General features: G+C 71.4%; 14 protein-coding genes. 6 read left to right on the top strand and 8 right to left on the bottom strand.

What is annotated here, in order from left to right; translation table 11 throughout:
* Position 1: 1 nt before the first annotated feature.
* Genes treZ through treY form a run of 3 tightly spaced genes read left to right on the top strand, consistent with a single transcriptional unit; the run spans position 2 to position 6854 of the window.
* A complete protein-coding gene (gene treZ, locus HWX76_RS19570) occupies positions 2-1873 on the top strand; it encodes a malto-oligosyltrehalose trehalohydrolase (RefSeq protein WP_176016205.1) in 1872 nt (623 codons plus the stop codon).
* Positions 1870-4092 carry a 4-alpha-glucanotransferase gene (gene malQ, locus HWX76_RS19565; RefSeq protein WP_176016204.1) on the top strand — a complete coding sequence of 741 codons (2223 nt, stop codon included), beginning with the start codon at positions 1870-1872 and terminating at the stop codon, positions 4090-4092. The genes treZ and malQ overlap by 4 nt, the downstream gene beginning before the upstream one ends.
* Positions 4089-6854 (top strand): malto-oligosyltrehalose synthase, encoded by a 2766-nt coding sequence (treY, locus tag HWX76_RS19560; protein ID WP_176016203.1) that lies wholly within the window; start codon positions 4089-4091, stop codon positions 6852-6854. The genes malQ and treY overlap by 4 nt, the downstream gene beginning before the upstream one ends.
* A gap of 155 nt (positions 6855-7009) precedes the next feature.
* On the opposite strand, the gene HWX76_RS19555 is transcribed toward treY, so the two are convergent.
* Entirely contained in the window at positions 7010-7273 is a 264-nt protein-coding gene (locus HWX76_RS19555) for a hypothetical protein (protein ID WP_176016202.1), read from the bottom strand.
* Between the two features lie 116 nt (positions 7274-7389).
* Here HWX76_RS19555 and HWX76_RS19550 point away from each other — a divergent pair, with 116 nt between their 5' ends.
* Positions 7390-8637, top strand: coding sequence for a phosphatidylserine decarboxylase family protein (locus HWX76_RS19550; protein WP_176016201.1), 1248 nt, complete (start codon positions 7390-7392; stop codon positions 8635-8637).
* A 22-nt stretch (positions 8638-8659) separates the two neighbouring features.
* Here the strand turns inward: HWX76_RS19550 and HWX76_RS19545 are convergent, their stop codons facing one another.
* The 5 genes from HWX76_RS19545 to HWX76_RS19525 all read right to left on the bottom strand — a co-directional run bounded on the left by HWX76_RS19545 (position 8660) and on the right by HWX76_RS19525 (position 11240).
* A complete protein-coding gene (locus HWX76_RS19545) occupies positions 8660-8887 on the bottom strand; it encodes a hypothetical protein (protein WP_050014053.1) in 228 nt (75 codons plus the stop codon).
* A 267-nt stretch (positions 8888-9154) separates the two neighbouring features.
* Positions 9155-9484: a DUF1488 domain-containing protein gene (locus tag HWX76_RS19540; RefSeq protein ID WP_050013972.1), complete on the bottom strand. Its 330-nt coding sequence runs from the start codon at positions 9482-9484 to the stop codon at positions 9155-9157.
* A gap of 4 nt (positions 9485-9488) precedes the next feature.
* Entirely contained in the window at positions 9489-10037 is a 549-nt protein-coding gene (locus tag HWX76_RS19535) for a type 1 glutamine amidotransferase domain-containing protein (protein WP_050013973.1), read from the bottom strand.
* Positions 10038-10312: 275 nt separating this feature from the next.
* Positions 10313-10678 carry a DUF3022 domain-containing protein gene (locus tag HWX76_RS19530; protein WP_050013974.1) on the bottom strand — a complete coding sequence of 122 codons (366 nt, stop codon included), beginning with the start codon at positions 10676-10678 and terminating at the stop codon, positions 10313-10315.
* 85 nt (positions 10679-10763) lie between these two features.
* Positions 10764-11240 carry a hypothetical protein gene (locus tag HWX76_RS19525; RefSeq protein ID WP_176016200.1) on the bottom strand — a complete coding sequence of 159 codons (477 nt, stop codon included), beginning with the start codon at positions 11238-11240 and terminating at the stop codon, positions 10764-10766.
* Positions 11241-11398: 158 nt separating this feature from the next.
* Between HWX76_RS19525 and HWX76_RS19520 the strand changes: the two genes are divergently transcribed.
* On the top strand, positions 11399-11761 hold the full coding sequence (locus HWX76_RS19520) for a DUF3175 domain-containing protein (protein WP_050013976.1): 363 nt from the start codon (positions 11399-11401) through the stop codon (positions 11759-11761).
* A gap of 42 nt (positions 11762-11803) precedes the next feature.
* On the top strand, positions 11804-13126 hold the full coding sequence (locus HWX76_RS19515) for a cation:proton antiporter (RefSeq protein WP_089490344.1): 1323 nt from the start codon (positions 11804-11806) through the stop codon (positions 13124-13126).
* A gap of 4 nt (positions 13127-13130) precedes the next feature.
* Here the strand turns inward: HWX76_RS19515 and ligD are convergent, their stop codons facing one another.
* Together ligD and HWX76_RS19505 are read right to left on the bottom strand one after the other, a co-directional pair.
* Positions 13131-15941: a DNA ligase D gene (gene ligD, locus HWX76_RS19510; RefSeq protein ID WP_176016199.1), complete on the bottom strand. Its 2811-nt coding sequence runs from the start codon at positions 15939-15941 to the stop codon at positions 13131-13133.
* A gap of 57 nt (positions 15942-15998) precedes the next feature.
* Positions 15999-17030, bottom strand: coding sequence for a Ku protein (locus tag HWX76_RS19505; RefSeq protein WP_089490342.1), 1032 nt, complete (start codon positions 17028-17030; stop codon positions 15999-16001).
* Positions 17031-17096 lie beyond the last annotated feature (66 nt).

The raw sequence follows: 17096 nt of genomic DNA, 5'->3' as shown, positions 1-17096 counted from the left end.
CATGACGTCCCGTTCCGCCCATTCGCCCGGCACGCACGCATACGCGTCGTCGTTCGGCGCGACCTGCCTCGATGCGGACCGCACGCGCTTCCGGCTGTGGGCGCCCGCGAGCCGCACGGCCGCCGTCGAACTGCAGGACGCGGGCGGCCGCGCGCTGCCGATGGCGCCGGCCGGCGACGGCTGGTTCGAGACGATCGCGCCGTGCGGCCCCGGCACGCTGTACCGCTACCTGCTCGACGACGCGCTCGCGGTGGCCGATCCCGCGTCGCGCTTCCAGCCGTATGACGTGCTGGGCCCGAGCCAGGTCGTCGATCCGGCCGCGTACCGCTGGCGTCACGACGCGTGGCGCGGCCGTCCGTGGCGCGAGACGGTGCTCTACGAGCTGCATGTCGGCGCATGCGGCGGCTACGCGGCCGTCGAGCGGCGGCTGCCGGCGATCGCCGAACTCGGCGTGACCGCGGTCGAGCTGATGCCCGTCAATGCGTTCCCCGGCGCGCGCAACTGGGGCTACGACGGCGTGCTGCCGTTCGCGCCCGACGCGTCGTACGGGCGGCCCGAGGAACTGAAATCGCTGATCGACACCGCGCACGGGCTCGGGCTGCAAGTGTTCCTCGACGTCGTGTACAACCACTTCGGCCCCGAAGGCAACCTGCTGCCGCGCTACGCGCCCGACTTCTTCCGCGCGGACCGGCAGACCGCGTGGGGGCCGGCGATCGACTTCTCCCGCCCGCAGACGAGCGCGTTCTTCATCGACAACGCGCTGTACTGGCTCGACGAATACCGTTTCGACGGGCTGCGCATCGACGCCGCGCACGCGATCGACGACGACGCGTGGCTGCGCGAACTCGCGCGCCGCGTGCGCGCGCACACGGGCGACGCGCGCCACGTGCATCTCGTGCTGGAGAACGAGCGCAATACCGCGAGCCTGCTCGGCCCCGGCGGCTTCGACGCGCAATGGAACGACGACTTCCACAACAGCGCGCACGTGCTGCTGACCGGCGAGCGCGACGGTTACTACCGCGCATACGCGGATGCGCCGCTGCGTCATTTCGCGCGCACGCTCGGCGAAGGCTTCGCGTATCAGGGCGAACCGTCGCCGCTGCACGACGGCGCCGCGCGCGGCGAGCCGAGCGCGCACCTGCCGCCGACCGCGTTCGTCGCGTTCCTGCAGAACCACGACCAGATCGGCAACCGCGCGTTCGGCGAACGGCTGCGCGCGCTCGCGAACGACGACGCGGTGCGCGCGGCCACCGCGCTGATGCTGCTCGCGCCGTCGATTCCGCTGCTGTTCATGGGCGAGGAAGACGGCAGCACGCAGCCGTTCCAGTTCTTCACCGACTATCGCGGCGCGCTCGCCGACGCGGTGCGCGAAGGGCGGCGCCGCGAATTCGCCGCGTTTCCCGCATTCGCCGACGCCGCGCATCGCGACGCGATTCCCGACCCGAACGACATCGCGACGTTCGTGCGCTCGTCGTCGCACCATCCGCCCGACGAGTCGTGGCCCGACGCGGCCGCGTGGCGGCGCTTCTACCGCAGCGCGCTGGCCGTGCGCGCGGCGCTCGTGACGCCGCACCTGGCCGATGCGCGCGCGCTCGGCGTCGACCTGCTCGCGGGCGACGGCGACCCGCCCGCGCTGGTCGCGCGCTGGCGCCTCGGCGACGGCAGCACGCTGACGATCGCGCTGAATCTCGGCTCGCACGACGCGACGCTGCCCGCGCTGCCGGTCGGCAAGATCGTGTTCGAGACGCCGCCGCGTGCGCGCGACCGGCTGCCCGGCGGGCACGTGCCGCCGCGCGCGTGCATCGCGTGGCGCGACGGCGCGGTCAACCACGATGCGCGGCAGCACCGCGCGAACGGACGGAGCCCGTCATGACGACCGACGTCCCGATCGCCGCGCTCGCCCGGGCGGCCGGCCTGGAACCCGACTGGACCGACTCGGGCGGCGTCGCGCGACGCGTGGACGACGATGCGCTCGTCGCGCTCGTCGATGCGCTCGGCTGGCCGTGCGGCACCGCGATCCAGCGGGTCGACAGCGCGGCGGCGCTCGCCGATGCGAACGCGGCGCCGCCGCGCGTCGTGACCGGTGACGCCGGCCTGCCGGTGACGCTGCCCGCGACCGTCGCGGCGCCGGGCGCGCGCTTCCGGATCTCGCTCGAAACCGGCGGGCACGTGGATGGCCGCGTGGGCGGCACGGGCGAACCCGGCACGCTGCCGCCGCTCGCGATGCCCGGCTATCACGCGCTCGACATCGGCGAGCAGCGTATCGGGCTCGCGATCGCGCCGCCGCGGGCGCGACCGTTCGACGCGTTCGCCCGCGCCCACGACGCGGGCCACCGCTGGGGCATCGCGGCCCAGCTCTACAGCCTGCGCCGCACCGGCGACGACGGCGCGGGCGACTACACGGCGCTCGCGCGACTGGCCGCACAGGCCGCGCGCCACGGCGCGCAGGCGGTGGCGATCAGCCCGACGCACGCCGGCTATCCGGCGCTCCCCGCGCACGACAGCCCGTATTCGCCGTCGTCGCGACGCTGGCACAACGTCGCGTATCTCGACTGCGATGCGGTGCCGGGCGCCGATGTCGCGCGTCGGGCACCCGACGGCCCGGCCGATGCCGCGCTGATCGACTGGCCGCGCGTGCTGCCGGCGAAGCTGCGCCGTCTGCGTGCGTGCTTCGACGCATGGCGCGCCAGCGACGACCCGTCGCGCGATACGTTCCAGCGTTTTCGTGCGGCGGGCGGCGCGGCGCTCGACGCGCATGCGCGCTTCGATGCGCTGCAGGCATTCTGCATCGAGCACGGGATCGGCGCGGACTGGCGGCAGTGGCCCGCGCAATGGCGCATGCCGGGATCGGCGGAAGTCGACGCGTTCGCGCACGCGCATACCGACACGATCGCGTTCCACACGTTCCTGCAATGGTGCGCGTCGCGCGCGCTCGGCGACGCGCAGCACGCGGCGCGCGGCGCGGGGATGGCGACCGGTCTGATCGCCGATCTCGCGGTCGGCTCCGATCGGGCCGGCAGCGACGCGTGGGCGCACGGCACGACGCTGCTGCGCGGCGTGTCGCTCGGCGCGCCGCCCGACCTGTTCAATGCGGCCGGCCAGGCGTGGGGCGTGACGACGTGGACGCCCGACGCGCTGCGCGCGGACGGCTTCATGCCGTTCATCGAACTGCTGCGCGCGGCGTTCGCGCACGCGGGGGGCATCCGCATCGATCACGTGCTCGGTTTCGCGCGGATGTGGATCGTGCCGGACGGCGGCTCGCCGCGCAGCGGCGCGTACCTGCGCTATCCGCTCGACGATCTGGTGCGGCTTGTCGCGCTGGAAGCGGCGCGTCATCGCGCGATCGCGATCGGCGAGGATCTGGGCACCGTGCCGGCCGGGTTGCGCGAACGGCTCGGCGCGCAGGGTGTCGCGGGCATGCGCGTGCTGTGGTTCGAGCGCGATGCGAATGGCGCGTTCCGGCCGCCGTCCGCGTGGGATCGCGACGCGATCGCGATGACGTCGACGCACGATTTGCCGACCGTGGCCGGCTGGTGGCGCGGCGTCGATCTCGGGTGGCGGCGCGTCGCGGCCGAGGCCGAGGCCGCTAAGCGACGCGACGAAGCGCAATCGCGAGACGTCGCCGCTCCGGCGCCGGACGATGCGAGCGCGCACGATTCGGACGAGATCGTGCAAAGCATGGCGTTCGGACACGACACCGTACAGCGCCCCGATTCGAATCGCGCGACGCCCCCGCCGCCGCCCGACCTGCTCGCCGCGCATGCGGAACGCGCGACCGAGCGCGCGGCGCTGTGGCACGCGCTGCAGCACGCCGGCTGCGCGCCGGCCGGCGCCGCGGTGCCGCCGGCCGACATGCCGCCGGTGAACGCGATCCTGGCCTACGTCGCGAGCAGCCCGTCGCCGCTCGCGCTGCTGCCGCTCGAGGATCTGCTCGCGCTCGACGCGCAGCCGAACCTGCCGGGGCCGCCGTGCGGCCATCCGAACTGGCGGCAGCGGCTGCCGCGCCCGATCGACACGCTGTTCGACGCCGACGTACGCACGCGCATCGCCGCGGTCGTGCAGGCGCGCCGCGCGCGGAGGCACGGCCCATGACCCCACGCGCGACGCTGCGACTGCAGCTGCATGCGGGCTTCACGTTCGACGACGCGGCCGCGCACGCCGACTACTTCGCGCGGCTCGGCGTCAGCCACCTGTACCTGTCGCCGGTATCGACGGCCGAGCCCGGCTCGCTGCACGGCTACGACACCGTCGACCACGGCGCGCTCAGCGCGGAACGCGGCGGCGAAGCCGGTTTCATGCGGCTCGTCGACGCGCTGCGCGCACGCGGCCTCGGCATCATCATCGATATCGTGCCGAACCACATGGGCGTCGGCGGGTCGTCGAACGGCTGGTGGAACGACGTGCTCGAATGGGGGTCGGCGAGCCCGTACGCGCGCTATTTCGACATCGACTGGCATCCGCCCGACCCGGCGCTCGACGGCAAGGTGCTGTTGCCGTGCCTCGGCGCGCCGTACGGCGACGCGCTCGCGGCCGGCGACATCACGCTGCGCGCCGATCCGGCCGCGGGCCGCTTCTATATCGCATGCCCGGGGCGGCGGCTGCCGGTCGCCGCCGCCACCTACGCGGAGATCCTGCGCATCGCGAATCGCGCGGACCTGAACGCGCTCGCCGAGCGCTTCGACGTCGCGCCGATCCGCGACAGCGCGCGGCTGGCCGCCGCCCATGCGGCGCTGCGCGACCATGCGGCCGCGCACGGCCCGCATGCGCTCGATGCGGTATTGCGCGGCGCCGATCCGCGCCGCGCACGCTCGCGCGCGTGCCTGCATCACTTGCTCGAACGCCAGCACTACCGGCTCGCGTGGTGGCGCACGGCCGCCGACGAGCTGAACTGGCGGCGCTTCTTCGACATCGCGACGCTCGCGGCCGTGCGCGTCGAAGACGAGGCGGTATTCGACGCCGTGCATGCGCTGCCGCTGCGCCTGCATGCGGCCGGGCTCGTCGACGGCGTGCGCGTCGATCACGTCGACGGCCTCGCCGATCCGCGCGCGTATTGCCGTCGGCTGCACGCACGGCTCGCCGCGCAGCGCGACGCGCGGCCCTATATCGTCGTCGAGAAGATCCTCGCGCCCCGCGAAGCACTGCGCACCGACTGGGCCGTCGACGGCACCACCGGCTACGACTTCATGAACGACGTTGGCGCGCTGCTGCACGACCCGGCCGGCGCCGAACCGCTCGCCGCGCACTGGGCGGCCGTATCGGGTTCCGCGCGCACGTTCGCGCAGGAAGCGCTCGACGGCAAGCGGCGCGTGCTGATGCGCCAGCTCGCCGGCGAGCATGCGCGCGTCGCGCGGCTGCTGCACGGGATTGCGCGGGCGTCGCCCGCGACGCGCGACATCAGCCTGATCGCGATCCGGCGCGTGCTCGGCGAACTCGCGATACGGCTGCCCGTGTACCGGATGTATCCGGCGCGGGGCGCCGAACCGGCCGACGTCGACCGCCGCGTGCTCGCGCACGCGTACAACGGTGCTTACGCGACGGTCGATCCGACCGACCGCTTCGCGCTCGAGCGCGTCGCCGCGTGGCTCGGCTTGCCGGTCGTGCGCGTGCCGCGCGTGGACGCCGATGCGCTGGTCGCCGCGCGTGTCGCGTTCGCGCAGCTCACCGCGCCGCTGGCCGCGAAGGGCGTCGAGGATACGGCCAACTATCGCTACGGCCGGCTGCTGTCGCGCAACGAGGTGGGCGCCGATGCCGGCGACTTCAGCCTGTCGCGCGGCGCGTTCCATGCACGCAACCGGCGCCGCGCGCGCACCGCGCCGCACGGGCTCGTCGCGACGGCCACGCACGATCACAAGCGCGGCGAGGACGCGCGGGCGCGGCTCGCGGTGCTGAGCGAGGTGCCCGATGCGTGGCGCGCGGTGTCGCTCGACTGGTCGGCGCTGAATCAGCCGCATCGCGGCGGCGCGCACCGCGACCTCGCGTGGACGCCCGGGCCGGCCGCCGAGGCGATGCTGGTCCAGACGCTCGTCGGCTGCTGGCCGCCTGCGCTCGCCCCCGACGACGCGGCCGGCCTCGACGCGCTCGCGACGCGCGTCGTGCAATGGCAGACGAAGGCGCTGCGCGAAGCGAAGCAGTACACCGACTGGCTCGCGCCCGAGCCGGACTACGAGCAAAGCTGCGAAGCGTTCGTCCGCGCGATCCTGACGCCGCGCGGCGCGGGCGATTTTGCGCATCGGCTGCATGCGTTCGTCGCACGGATCGCGCCGGCCGGCGTCGTCAACAGCCTGACGCAAACGGCGCTGCGAATCGCGTCGCCCGGCGTACCCGATCTCTATCAAGGTAGCGAGTCATGGGATCACTCGCTCGTCGATCCGGATAACCGGCGCGACGTGCCGTTCGCGACGCTGGCGACCGAAGCGGTCGACGGGCCGGTTGCGTCGTATCTATCGACATGGCCCGATGCGCGCGTGAAGCGTGCGCTGATCGAGCGGATGCTGGCGCTGCGTGCGCAATGGCCGACGACATTTGCGGACGGCGCATACGTTCCGTTGCGGGTGCGTGGCACGCTCGCGCGGCACGCGGTGGCGTTCGCGCGCTGCGATGACGCGGCGACCGTGGTGGTGATCGCGACTCGGCTCGCGTGGCGGTTGCTCGGCGAAGCGCCTGCGTTGCCGCGGGTGGAGCCTGCGCAATGGGGCGATACGGCGGTCGTGCTGCCGCGCGCCGTCGAAGGGCCGTGGGTCGACGGGTTGAATGCGGGGGACGCGCTCGATGCGCCGGAAGGGGTGCTGGCGCTCGATCGCTGTCTGGCCGAGTTGCCTGTGGCGGTGCTGGTCGCGGGGCGGAATGGTGGTTGAAGCCGACGCCCGGTTCGTGCCAGCCGTGAGTCACCGAAATCGATTTTGTGCAAAACGTGCCGTAAATAATCGATTTTGCACACGCGTCATCGAATTTCAACCGAAACGCCCGATCGTAAGCGTCTTTGTGCAGTCGACGACGGGCGTCGGCAACCTCACGACCACTCTTCCGGCGGCATCTCGCCGCTATCGTCTTCCCACAGCGGTTTCCCCGCCTCCGCTCCACGGCTCGGCGTCACCGGCCCATTTCCGCTTGCACGACCGCCGTCGCGCTCACCGCGCCGCGTGCCGTCGCGCGGGGCCGCCGCATGCGGTCGTGCGCGCACCCGCGTCGGCGTCACGGTCCGCTGGCCGTCGCGGCGACGCTCGTCCGTCGATCCCGCATCGTTCGTCTGTCGTGCGTTCGAAGCCGTATCCATTTTTCTCTCCTGAGTCATCGAAAAAACCGGTCGCCCGAACGCAGCAATTTCGGTGCCGCGCGCCGGGCAAGCGTCTTGCTCCATCGCTTCGCCCCCTAACCGTTCCGGAGGTGACGATGACGAATCGCAACGCGCCGCCCGCCACACGCCGCCGCCTCGGCGGATGGATGGCCACCGAGGAATCGCACATGGCCGCGTTCCGCGAAAAAATGGCGAACGAAGCGCGCGCGCATGCCGGCGACCGGCTGCGCACGCCGGCCGTCCAGGAACTCGCGCGGCTGTTCGACGACAACGCGGTGCTGCGCATGAGCCTGACGCGCGCGATCGACGAAGCGCTCGAAGCGGGATACCGGCTCGGCTACGCATCGATCGGCGAGCTGATGACGGTGCTCGACCATCTGATGACCTACACGCCGCCGTTCAGCGAGGAAAGCCTGATCGTGTGCCCGCTGAACGCATTCCTCGACTGGCCGATGTGCATGCCGTCGGGTCACGCGGTGTTTCGCGACGCGTCGGTCAATGCGCAGTTGAAGCGCGTATTGAATGCGTGGTGCGACTTCCTCGGCGGCCCGCATTCGCGCGCGCATCTCGACACGTCGCCGCCCGACGGCTGGTTCTGCGACGAAGCGCGCAAGCGCCTCGGGCTGTCGCAGTTCCAGTATCGCGAAGACCAGCCGCACTGGGGCTTCGATTCGTGGAACGACTTCTTCACGCGGCGCTTTCGCGACGGCGCGCGGCCCGTCGCGGCGCCCGACGATCCGCACGTGATCGTCAGCGCGTGCGAAGCGTCGCCGTATCACACCGAAACGAACGTGAAGCTGCGCGACACGTTCTGGATCAAGTCGCAGCCGTACTCGCTGCGCGACCTCTTCACGCCCGCGTGGCTGTCGCTCGCCGAGCGCTTCGTCGGCGGCGACGTCTACCAGGCCTACCTCAGCGCGTACAACTACCATCGCTGGCATGCGCCGGTGCGCGGGGTAGTCACCCACGCGTATCGGGTGGACGGCGCCTATTACTCGGTCGCCGAAGCCGAAGGCCCGGACCCGGCCGGGCTCAACGACTCGCAGGGCTACATGACGGCGGTCGCCGCGCGCGCGGTGGTCGCGATCTCGAGCGACGATCCCGGCATCGGCACGGTGGCTGCCGTGTTCGTCGGGATGGGCGACGTGTCGTCGTGCGTGATCGAGGTCATGCCGGGGCAGCGCGTCGACAAGGGCGACGAGATCGGCTATTTCCAGTTCGGCGGCTCGACCTACTGTCTGCTGTTCGAGGCCGGCGTGATCGACCGCTTCCTGTACGCGCCGCCGTTCGAAGGCCAGCCGCCGGTCGTGCAGGTCAATGCGCCCGTCGCGATCGCGCGGTGAGCGCCGCGCGCGGCCCGGTGCGTCACGCTTCCGTGGCGTCGAACCGGGCCCCGTCCTGCCGCTGCACGCAGCGCAGGACCGACAGGCCGTCGGCAGTCAGCGCGGGCCGGTGTTGGCCGGACGCAGCGTCGCGCTCCATCACGATCAGGTGTTGTTCGACGAGCGCGACGATGTCGTCGCGGTCGATCTGGATCTGTTCCGGCGCGTGATGCGCCAGAAACAGCGCGGCAAATTCGTGTGCGGTCAGCATGCTCGTTTCCCCGTTGGCGGCGATGCGCGACGCGACACCGGCGTCGCATCGGCAGCGGCGCGAATCGTACGCCGGCGACGTTACGGGCATGCAGGGAACGTGCCAATCGGTGTTATTCGAGTGGTGGCCGTGCGATGCACGCGCCGCGCGATGCGGCACCGCACGGCGCGTTCGAGCCGCTGCAAAGTTTTCAACGGCATGTAAGGGCGGCGGGCCGCACGCGGACGGCGTAAAAGCGGGCGCAACACCTGGGGACTGCGCCGCCGCTCACGACCCCCGCGGGCCAAACAACCCAGCCCGCGCACGCCCGGCCGGCGCACGGAAATACCCGCTGTGCAGCACCACGTCGTGGTTGCCGCTCGCCAGCACGTCCGCGCACGCGGCTTCGATACGCGCACGACCGCGCTCGAACGCGTCGCGCAAATCGGCCTCCAGCGCGGAGCGCGCGCCGAAATGATCTTCCAGCGCCTCCACCGTAATCGCGCAGGCGTGCGGCACCCCGTCGACGTCGACGACGAAGCGCAACTGCAGCGCCGCGCCGTCGAACGTGGGCGGTTCGTCGGTCAGCGTCACGCGGCGTGGGGAATCGGCCGGCATCGGCTCAGGCCCTCCGCGACGCGAGGCGCTCGATCAGCGCGCCGTTGAACGCGGGCAGATCGGCCGGCTTGCGGCTCGTGATCAGGTTGCCGTCGCGCACGACTTCCTCGTCCACCCACTTGCCGCCCGCGTGACGGATGTCGTCCTGCAGGCTCGGCCAGCTCGTCATCGTCTTGCCTTCGACGAGCCCGGCCGATACCAGCAGCCAGCCGCCGTGGCAGATCGCGGCGATCGGCTTGCCGGCGCCGACGGCCGCCGTCACGAATTCGCGCGCGGCCGGCACCATCCGGATCGCATCGCCGTTGATGACGCCGCCCGGCAGCACGACCGCGTCGTAGTCGCCTTCGCGCGCATCGTCGAACGTGCGGTCGACCTTCACGCGCTCGCCCTTGTCGACGTGCCGGAAACCCTGGATCTCGCCGCGCTGCTGCGAAATCACGTCAACCTGCGCGCCTTCGGCCGCAAGCGCGCGCTGCGGTTCGACGAGCTCGGCTTCCTCGAAGCCGTCGACCGCCAGAATCGCTACCTTGCAATGATCCAGCCTGCCGCTCATGAATGCCTCCGTGGATGGGATGGGGATAGAGACAGGTCGGCACATGTCGTGCCGTTGCCTGTCGCGCAGCAATCGCCGTTCCGGCCGCGGAAGCCGCTGCCCATGTGCGTCGTCACGCCGTGCGTAGCGCGGCACAAAGGGGAACGACCCGCCATCGATGGCGGCCACCCGCGAACGGGCGGGATCGGCCGCTGCACGTCGCCGCGCCCGGCTGCAAAGATTTCAACGGGATGTAACGCAACGCCGCGGCGACGCCGCACGTCGATCCGATGCGATTACTGCAGATGACGGGCGGCGTCGAGCATCGCGTCGGTCAGTTCCACCGTCAGCGTCAGGTTTTCGCCGGTATCGGGCAATTGCTCGAGCGTCTGCTGCACGGCGTCGTGCAGCATCGCGTGCACGCGCATCCGCGCGCCTTCGTCGAGATCCGCGTAGCGTTCCATCGTCGAGCATTCGAGCGCGAGCACGACCGAATGCCGGGCCGCCTCGGGCGGCGCCTCGACGGCGTTCGCCCACGCTGCGTGGAACATGACCCTGCCCGTTTCGACGTCCACGTGGACCGTCGTGTCGAGATCGTCCATGTCGCTTGCCTCGCCGTCGATCTCGTCGTGCTCCAGGAAAATCCGGGAATTCGATTGCATGATGTCCTCCTGCGTGGTGGCGGTGCGCCCGTCCCGGGAAACCGCGCCGCCATCGCGCCGTGCCGGCCGCGCCGGCACGACACCGTCAATAACCGCTGGACCCGCCGCCCGTGCCGCCGGCCCCGCCGCCGCCCGTGCCCGTCGAGCCGGCCGAACCGCCGTTGCCGGCGCCCGTGCCGCTCGTTCCACCCGAGCCGCCCATACCGCCCGACCCGCCGGCGCCGCCAGAGCCGCCGCCGACACCGCCGCCCGCGGCGCCGCTACCGCCCTGGCCCGCGCCGTTCGGGCCGCCGCCCGGCTTCACATGGCCGGCCACCCCGCTATGCGAACGCATCCCGTGCTTCGCGCCATGCCGTTGCGTACCCGCCGGCGGAGGCGGCGCGGCCGTATTGCCGTTGGCGCTCGGCGTCGACATGTCCATCGACGGATTCGGCGCGCCAGTGCCCTCGTCCGAGCGCTGCGAATTCTGCGCCCACGCGGGCGGCGCCGCCGCGACGATCGCGACGGCCGCGCCGGCCAGCACGCGCCGCGCGACAAACTTCGATTCGAATGCTGATTTCATGGCGTTTTCTCCCTATGGGTGATCGCGTGATGGAAATTCCTGCTCCGACGTCTCAGCAAGGCCCATGCCGTCACTGGCCACGTTCGCGACGCGGCACGGGATTTGCGGCGCCTCTGTCCACACGACCTTTCTGTCACCTCATACGGAGCCCCTGCCTGATGCCTTCCGCTTCCGCCTCTGCTTCCCATGCGCACGGCAAGCGCCACACGCGCCGCCCGGGCCGCGCGCGCAGCGCCGACCCGGCCCACCGCAAGCGCTGGTCCGGCGAAGTCACGCAAAAAAGCGATGCGCTCGACATCGAGCCCGACATCTTCAAATCCGACGATCCGGCCGCGATCGCGGCGTCGCTGAAGCACTCGGCCGAGCACAGCCGTCGCCGCAAGGCGTCGCCGTTCCAGTCGGCGATGTCGATGCTGAACTTCTACGTGAACCGCGCGGGCCGCAACCTGCCGAAGACGCGCCGTACGACGCTCGAACGCGCGAAGCGGAAACTGCGCGAAGCCTTCGGCCGCAAGCCGTGACGGCTGGCGCGCCGCCCGTCTCCCTCCCTGCGATTCACACGCATGCACGAAACCCTCTGGTACCTGATCATCGGCGCCGTGCTGCTCGGCATGGGCGTCGTGACGTCGGCGCTGCGCCACCTGCCATGCAGCTCGGCCATGATTTACCTGGTGCTCGGCGTCGCGCTCGGCCCGGCCGGCGCCGGCCTGCTGCATCTCGACCTCGAACGCGACGGGCCGCTGCTGCGCGAGATCGTCGAAGTCGCGCTGCTGGTGTCGCTGTTCGCGATCGGGCTGCGGCTGCGCGTGCCGCTGTCCGACAAGCTGTGGCTCGTGCCGTGCCGTCTCGGGCTGCTCGCGATGATCGTCACCGTGCCGCTGCTCGCCGCATGCGCGGTGCTCGCGCTGGCCCTCGGCTGGGGCCCCGCGCTGCTGCTCGCGGCGATCCTCGCGCCGACCGACCCGGTGCTCGCGCACGACGTGCAGGTGCACGATCCGGGCGATCGCGACCTGGTGCGCTTCGCGTTGTCCGGCGAAGGCGGGATGAACGACGGCATCGCGCTGCCGTTCGCGCTCGCGGGGCTCGCGCTGTGCGGCGCACCGGGCGCCACGCACGGCATCCCGCCGCTGTCCGGCACGTTCGCGCTCGTCGCGCTGTGGGGCATCGCCGGTGCGGCCGCGATCGGCGGCGGGCTCGGCTGGGTCACGACGAAGACGATCGGGTGGCTGCGCACGCGCCACGGCCAGGCGCTCGGCCTCGAAGGCTTCTTCGCGCTCGCGCTGATCGTGCTGTCGTTCGGCGCCGCGCAGCTCGCGCACACGTTCGGCTTCATCGCGACGTTCGCGGCCGGCGTCGCGATGCGATGGGTCGAGCATCGCGCGAGCGGCGACCGGCCACCGCGCGAAGTGATCGGCCAGATCGACTCGGAAGACGTGGTCGCCACCGAGAAGCATCCGGACAAAGCGCATGCGTTCATGGCCGAATCGGTGCTCGGCTTCACGATCGAGCTCGAACGGATCGCCGAAGCGATCGTGATGACGATGATCGGCAGCGTGCTCGCGACGTTGCCCGGCCCGCTGCTCACGTGGGGCGCCATCGCGCTGGCCGCCGCGCTGTTCGTCGTCGTGCGTCCGCTCGCGGTGCTGGTCACGCTCACCGGCTCGCGCGCGACGCATGCGCAGCGGCGGCTGATGGCGTGGTTCGGCATTCGCGGGATCGGTTCGTTCTACTACCTGCTGTTCGCGCTCGAGCACGGGCCGTCCGACGTGGTGCGCCCCCTCGCGGCGCCGGTGCTGGCCGTGGTATCGGCTTCGGTGGTCGCGCACGGGATCTCCGCGACGCCGCTGATGAACTGGTATTACCGGCTGCAGCAGCATCGGCGCTGACGCTTCACGCACCGGCGTCGAGCCGCGCCCGCATCGCCGCGGTGATGCGCTGGCGCGTCCTCGCATAGCCTTCCCACGGGTCGCGCTTCAGCGTGTCCAGCCGCTCGTGCAGCGTATCGATCGTCCATTGCGCGCCGCCCGTCGTGTCGGGTACCTCGTCCCAGTCGAGCGGCACCGACACGCCCATGCCGGGCCGCGCCCGCACCGAATACGCGGCGATCGTGCTCGCGCCGCGCCCGTTGCGCAGATAGTCGACGAAGATCTTGCCGCGCCGGTGGCGCGGCCCCATCGTCGCGGTGAAACGGTCGGGCAGCGTGCCGGCGACGTGCTGCGCGACCGCGCGCGAAAAGTCCTTCACGTCGTCCCAGCCCGCATGCCGCGTGAGCGGCACGACGACGTGCAGCCCCTTGCCGCCGCTCGTCTTGCAGAACGACACGAGCCCCAGTTCGTCGAGCAGCCCGCGCACGAGTTGCGCGGCGTCGATCATCGTGCGCCACGGCAGCGCCGGGTCGGGATCGAGGTCGAACACGATGCGGTCCGGCCGCTCGATGTTCGACGCGTGCGCGTTCCACGTGTGCAGCTCGACCGTGCCCATCTGCGCGGCGCCGAGCAGCGCATCGACGCTGTCGATCGACAGCAGCGGCCCGTGGCCGGGATCGAGCCCTTCGTGCTGCGTGACGAACGGGATCTCGCGGCGCTCCGCGTGCTTCTGGAAGAACAGCTCGCCGGCGATGTCGCCCGGCGCGCGCACGAGCGATACGGGCCGGCCTTTCAGGTCGGCGAGCAGCCACGGCGCGACCCACTGCCAGTAACGCGCGAGATCGATCTTGCGCGTGCCGCTTTGCGGGTCGAGCACGCGCTCGGGATGCGTGATGCGCACGCGGCCGAGCGTGTCGGGGCCGGACGCGTCGCCTTCGGCGCGGGCGGCTGCACGAGAACGTGACGGGCGCTTGCGATCGGCGGTGTCGTGAGCGGCAGGCGATGCGCGCTTGCGTGTGTCGTCGTGCGGGGTCTGGCGTTGATCCATCGTCACCTCCGTTTCCGTGTGTTTCGGCATTTCGCGGACGATCTGCTCCGCCGGCTTGTCGTCGCGCAGCGCGATGAACGCGGCCTGTCGCACGATCCCGTCGCCGGTCCATTCCGCGAATTCGCATTCGGCGACGAGCGTCGGCTCGACCCAGTGCACGCGCGTGCGCGTGCGTTCGCGCGGCGGCGCATCGAACGGCATCGTGTCGCGTTCGTGCTTGCGCAGGATCGCGGCGAGACGGTCGAGCATCCGCGCGTCGAAGCCGGTGCCGACGCGGCCGACGTAGCGCAGCGGCGTCGGCCCGCGCCGCCGCTTGCCGGCCGGCGCCGGTTCGTGCACGCCGAGCAGCAGCGCGCCGAAGCCGTGCCGGCTGCCGGACGGCTCCGTAAAGCCGCCGATCACGAACTCCTGCCGACGTCGGCATTTGAGCTTGATCCACGCAGGCGAACGACCGGCGCGGTAGCGCGAGTCCGCACGCTTGCCGATCAGCCCTTCGAGGCCGGTGTCGCACGCGCTCGCGATCAGCGACGCGACGTCCTCGCCGAGATCGGGCGAAAAGCGCACGCGCGCCGGGTCGCTGTTCGCGAGCAGCGGTTCGAGCAGCGCGCGACGCGCGGTGAGCCGCGCGTCGCGCAGGTCGTAGCCGTCGAGATAAGGCAGATCGAATACGAAGAAGGTGACCGTGTCCGAGCGGTCCGCGCCGAACGCGTTCTGCAGCGCCTGGAAATCGGGCAAGCCGTTCTCGCCGAGCACGACGGCCTCGCCGTCGAGCCATGCGTCGTCGACGTCGAGCGCCGCGAGCGCGTCGCGCTGCGCGCGCAGCTTCGCGGTCCAGTCGCGGCCTTCGCGCGTCGTCAGCGTGACGCGCCGGCGAGCGCCCTTCCCCGCGATGCGCGCGAGGATCCGATAGCCGTCGAACTTCAGTTCGTAGCACCAGCCGCCGTGGGTCGGCGGCGCGTCGACCAGCGTCGCGAGTTGCGGGCCGACGCGCTCCGGCAGCGGCGCACGCACCGCGCCTTCGACCTGCGACGGATCGGCGGGGCGGGGGCTTTCGTGGCTTTCATGGCTGGCGTCACTGGCGTGGCGCGCGTCATGTCCATCGCCGGCGTCACCCGTCGATCGACCGCGCCGAGCCGCGCGCTTGCGCGCCGCGCCGTTCGACGCGCCGGCGTGCACACTCCCCGGCCGCTCGCCGACGACGTCGAATTCATCGGCGCTGCGGGCGTCGTCGTCGCGCTCCTTGATCAGCAGCCACTGCTCCTGGCGCCCTTCCTGCCGCCCGCTGCGCACGAGCGCCCAGCCGCCGTGCAGCTTCTCGCCGTCGAGCCGGAACGACAGCTTGCCGGCCCGATAGCCTTCGCGTGCCCGCGCAACGCCGCCGTCCGGCGTCCACGTGCCCTCGTCCCAGACGACGACCGACCCCGCACCGTAATGCCCGGCCGGAATCTCGCCTTCGAACGACGCGTATTCGAGCGGATGGTCCTCGACGTGCACCGCGAGCCGCTTCACCTGCGGATCGAAGCTCGGCCCCTTCGGCACGGCCCACGACTTCAGCGTGCCGTCGAGTTCGAGCCGGAAGTCGTAGTGCAGCCGGCGCGCGTGGTGCTCCTGGATCACGAAGCGCAGCGGATGGCTTGCGCGCGCGGCAGGCTTCGCCTTCGGCTTCGTGCCCGCTTTCGTGTCGCCCTTCGCATCGGCCTTCGTGCGCCGCTTCCCGTGCGCGCCTTCGGGCTCGGGCGTTGCGCCGAAATGGCGCTTGCGGCGATACGGATCGAGCTTGCCGGCCATCGCGTCACCTCGTCGGAATCGGAGTCGAAATCGAAATCGGAGTCGGCGTGATCGGCGTCACGCCGCGTGCTTGCGGCGCGCGGCGGTCTTCTTCGCCGCATGGTCGCTCGCGGCGCCGCGTTTCGCGGCGGTCTTCTTCGCCGCGGTTTGGGTTGCCGCGGTTTTCGTCGTCGTGCCTTTCGATGCGGATTTCGAAGGCGGCTTGCGGCGCGCGCCGCCCCGCGACGATGACGATGACGCCTCGTCCTCCCCTTCGTCGCGCGCTCCACGCAGATCCGCCGCCCGCGCACCGGCGCCGCCCTTCAGGCTGCGCTTCAGCAACTCGGTGAGATCGACGACGTTGCTCGCCGCGCGGCCGGTCTGCGCGGGCCGATCCTCGATCTCCTCGATCTTGCCCGCACGCACCTTGCGCTCGACCAGTTCGAGGATGTCGTCGCGAAACGTGTCGTGATATTCGTCGGGCGTCCAGGTGCCGGACATGTCGTCGATCAGCTTCTTCGCCATCCCGAGCTCGCGCGCGGTGACGCCCGCGCCCTTCGCGTCGGCGGCCGGCACCGACAGTTCGTCGAGCGGCCGCAGTTCTTCCTGCCAGCGCAGCGTGTCGAGCGCGAGTATCGGCCCGACCGGAATCAGCGCGCCCAGATGCTGGCGGTCGCGCATCACCACGAGCGCGATACCGATCTTGCCGCTGTCCTTCAGCGCGTCGCGCAGCAGCGTATAGACCTTCTCGCCCTTGCGGTCCGGCACCAGGTAGTACGGCGTGTCGAGATAGAGGAACGACACGGCGTCCTCGTCGACGAAGGTCAGGATGTCGACGGTCTGCGTCGATTCCGGGTTCGCCGCGCGGATCTCGTCGTCGGTGAGCACGACGTAGCGCTCCTTCTCGTACTCGTAGCCGCGCACGATGTCCTCGCGCGTGACTTCCTTGCCGGTGCGCTTGTTGATCTGCCGATAGCCGATCGGGTCCATCGAGCGCTTGTCGAGCATCCGGAACGACGGCTTCACGGTGCGCGTCGCCGGAAACAGCTGCACGGGCACGTGCACGAGCCCGAAGCTGATCGCGCCTTTCCATATCATCCGCGGTGCCATGCGTGTTCCTCCTTGCCGAATGCGCGCCCGCCCGAAGGCAGGCGCGCGGTACGGCGCAAACCGCTG

This window comes from Burkholderia sp. BCC0398, from assembly GCF_902833245.1.
Classification (GTDB): Bacteria; Pseudomonadota; Gammaproteobacteria; order Burkholderiales; family Burkholderiaceae; genus Burkholderia; species Burkholderia sola.
The sequence above is the reverse complement of the archived record's forward strand: the minus strand, read 5'-3'. Positions and strand labels throughout refer to the sequence as shown.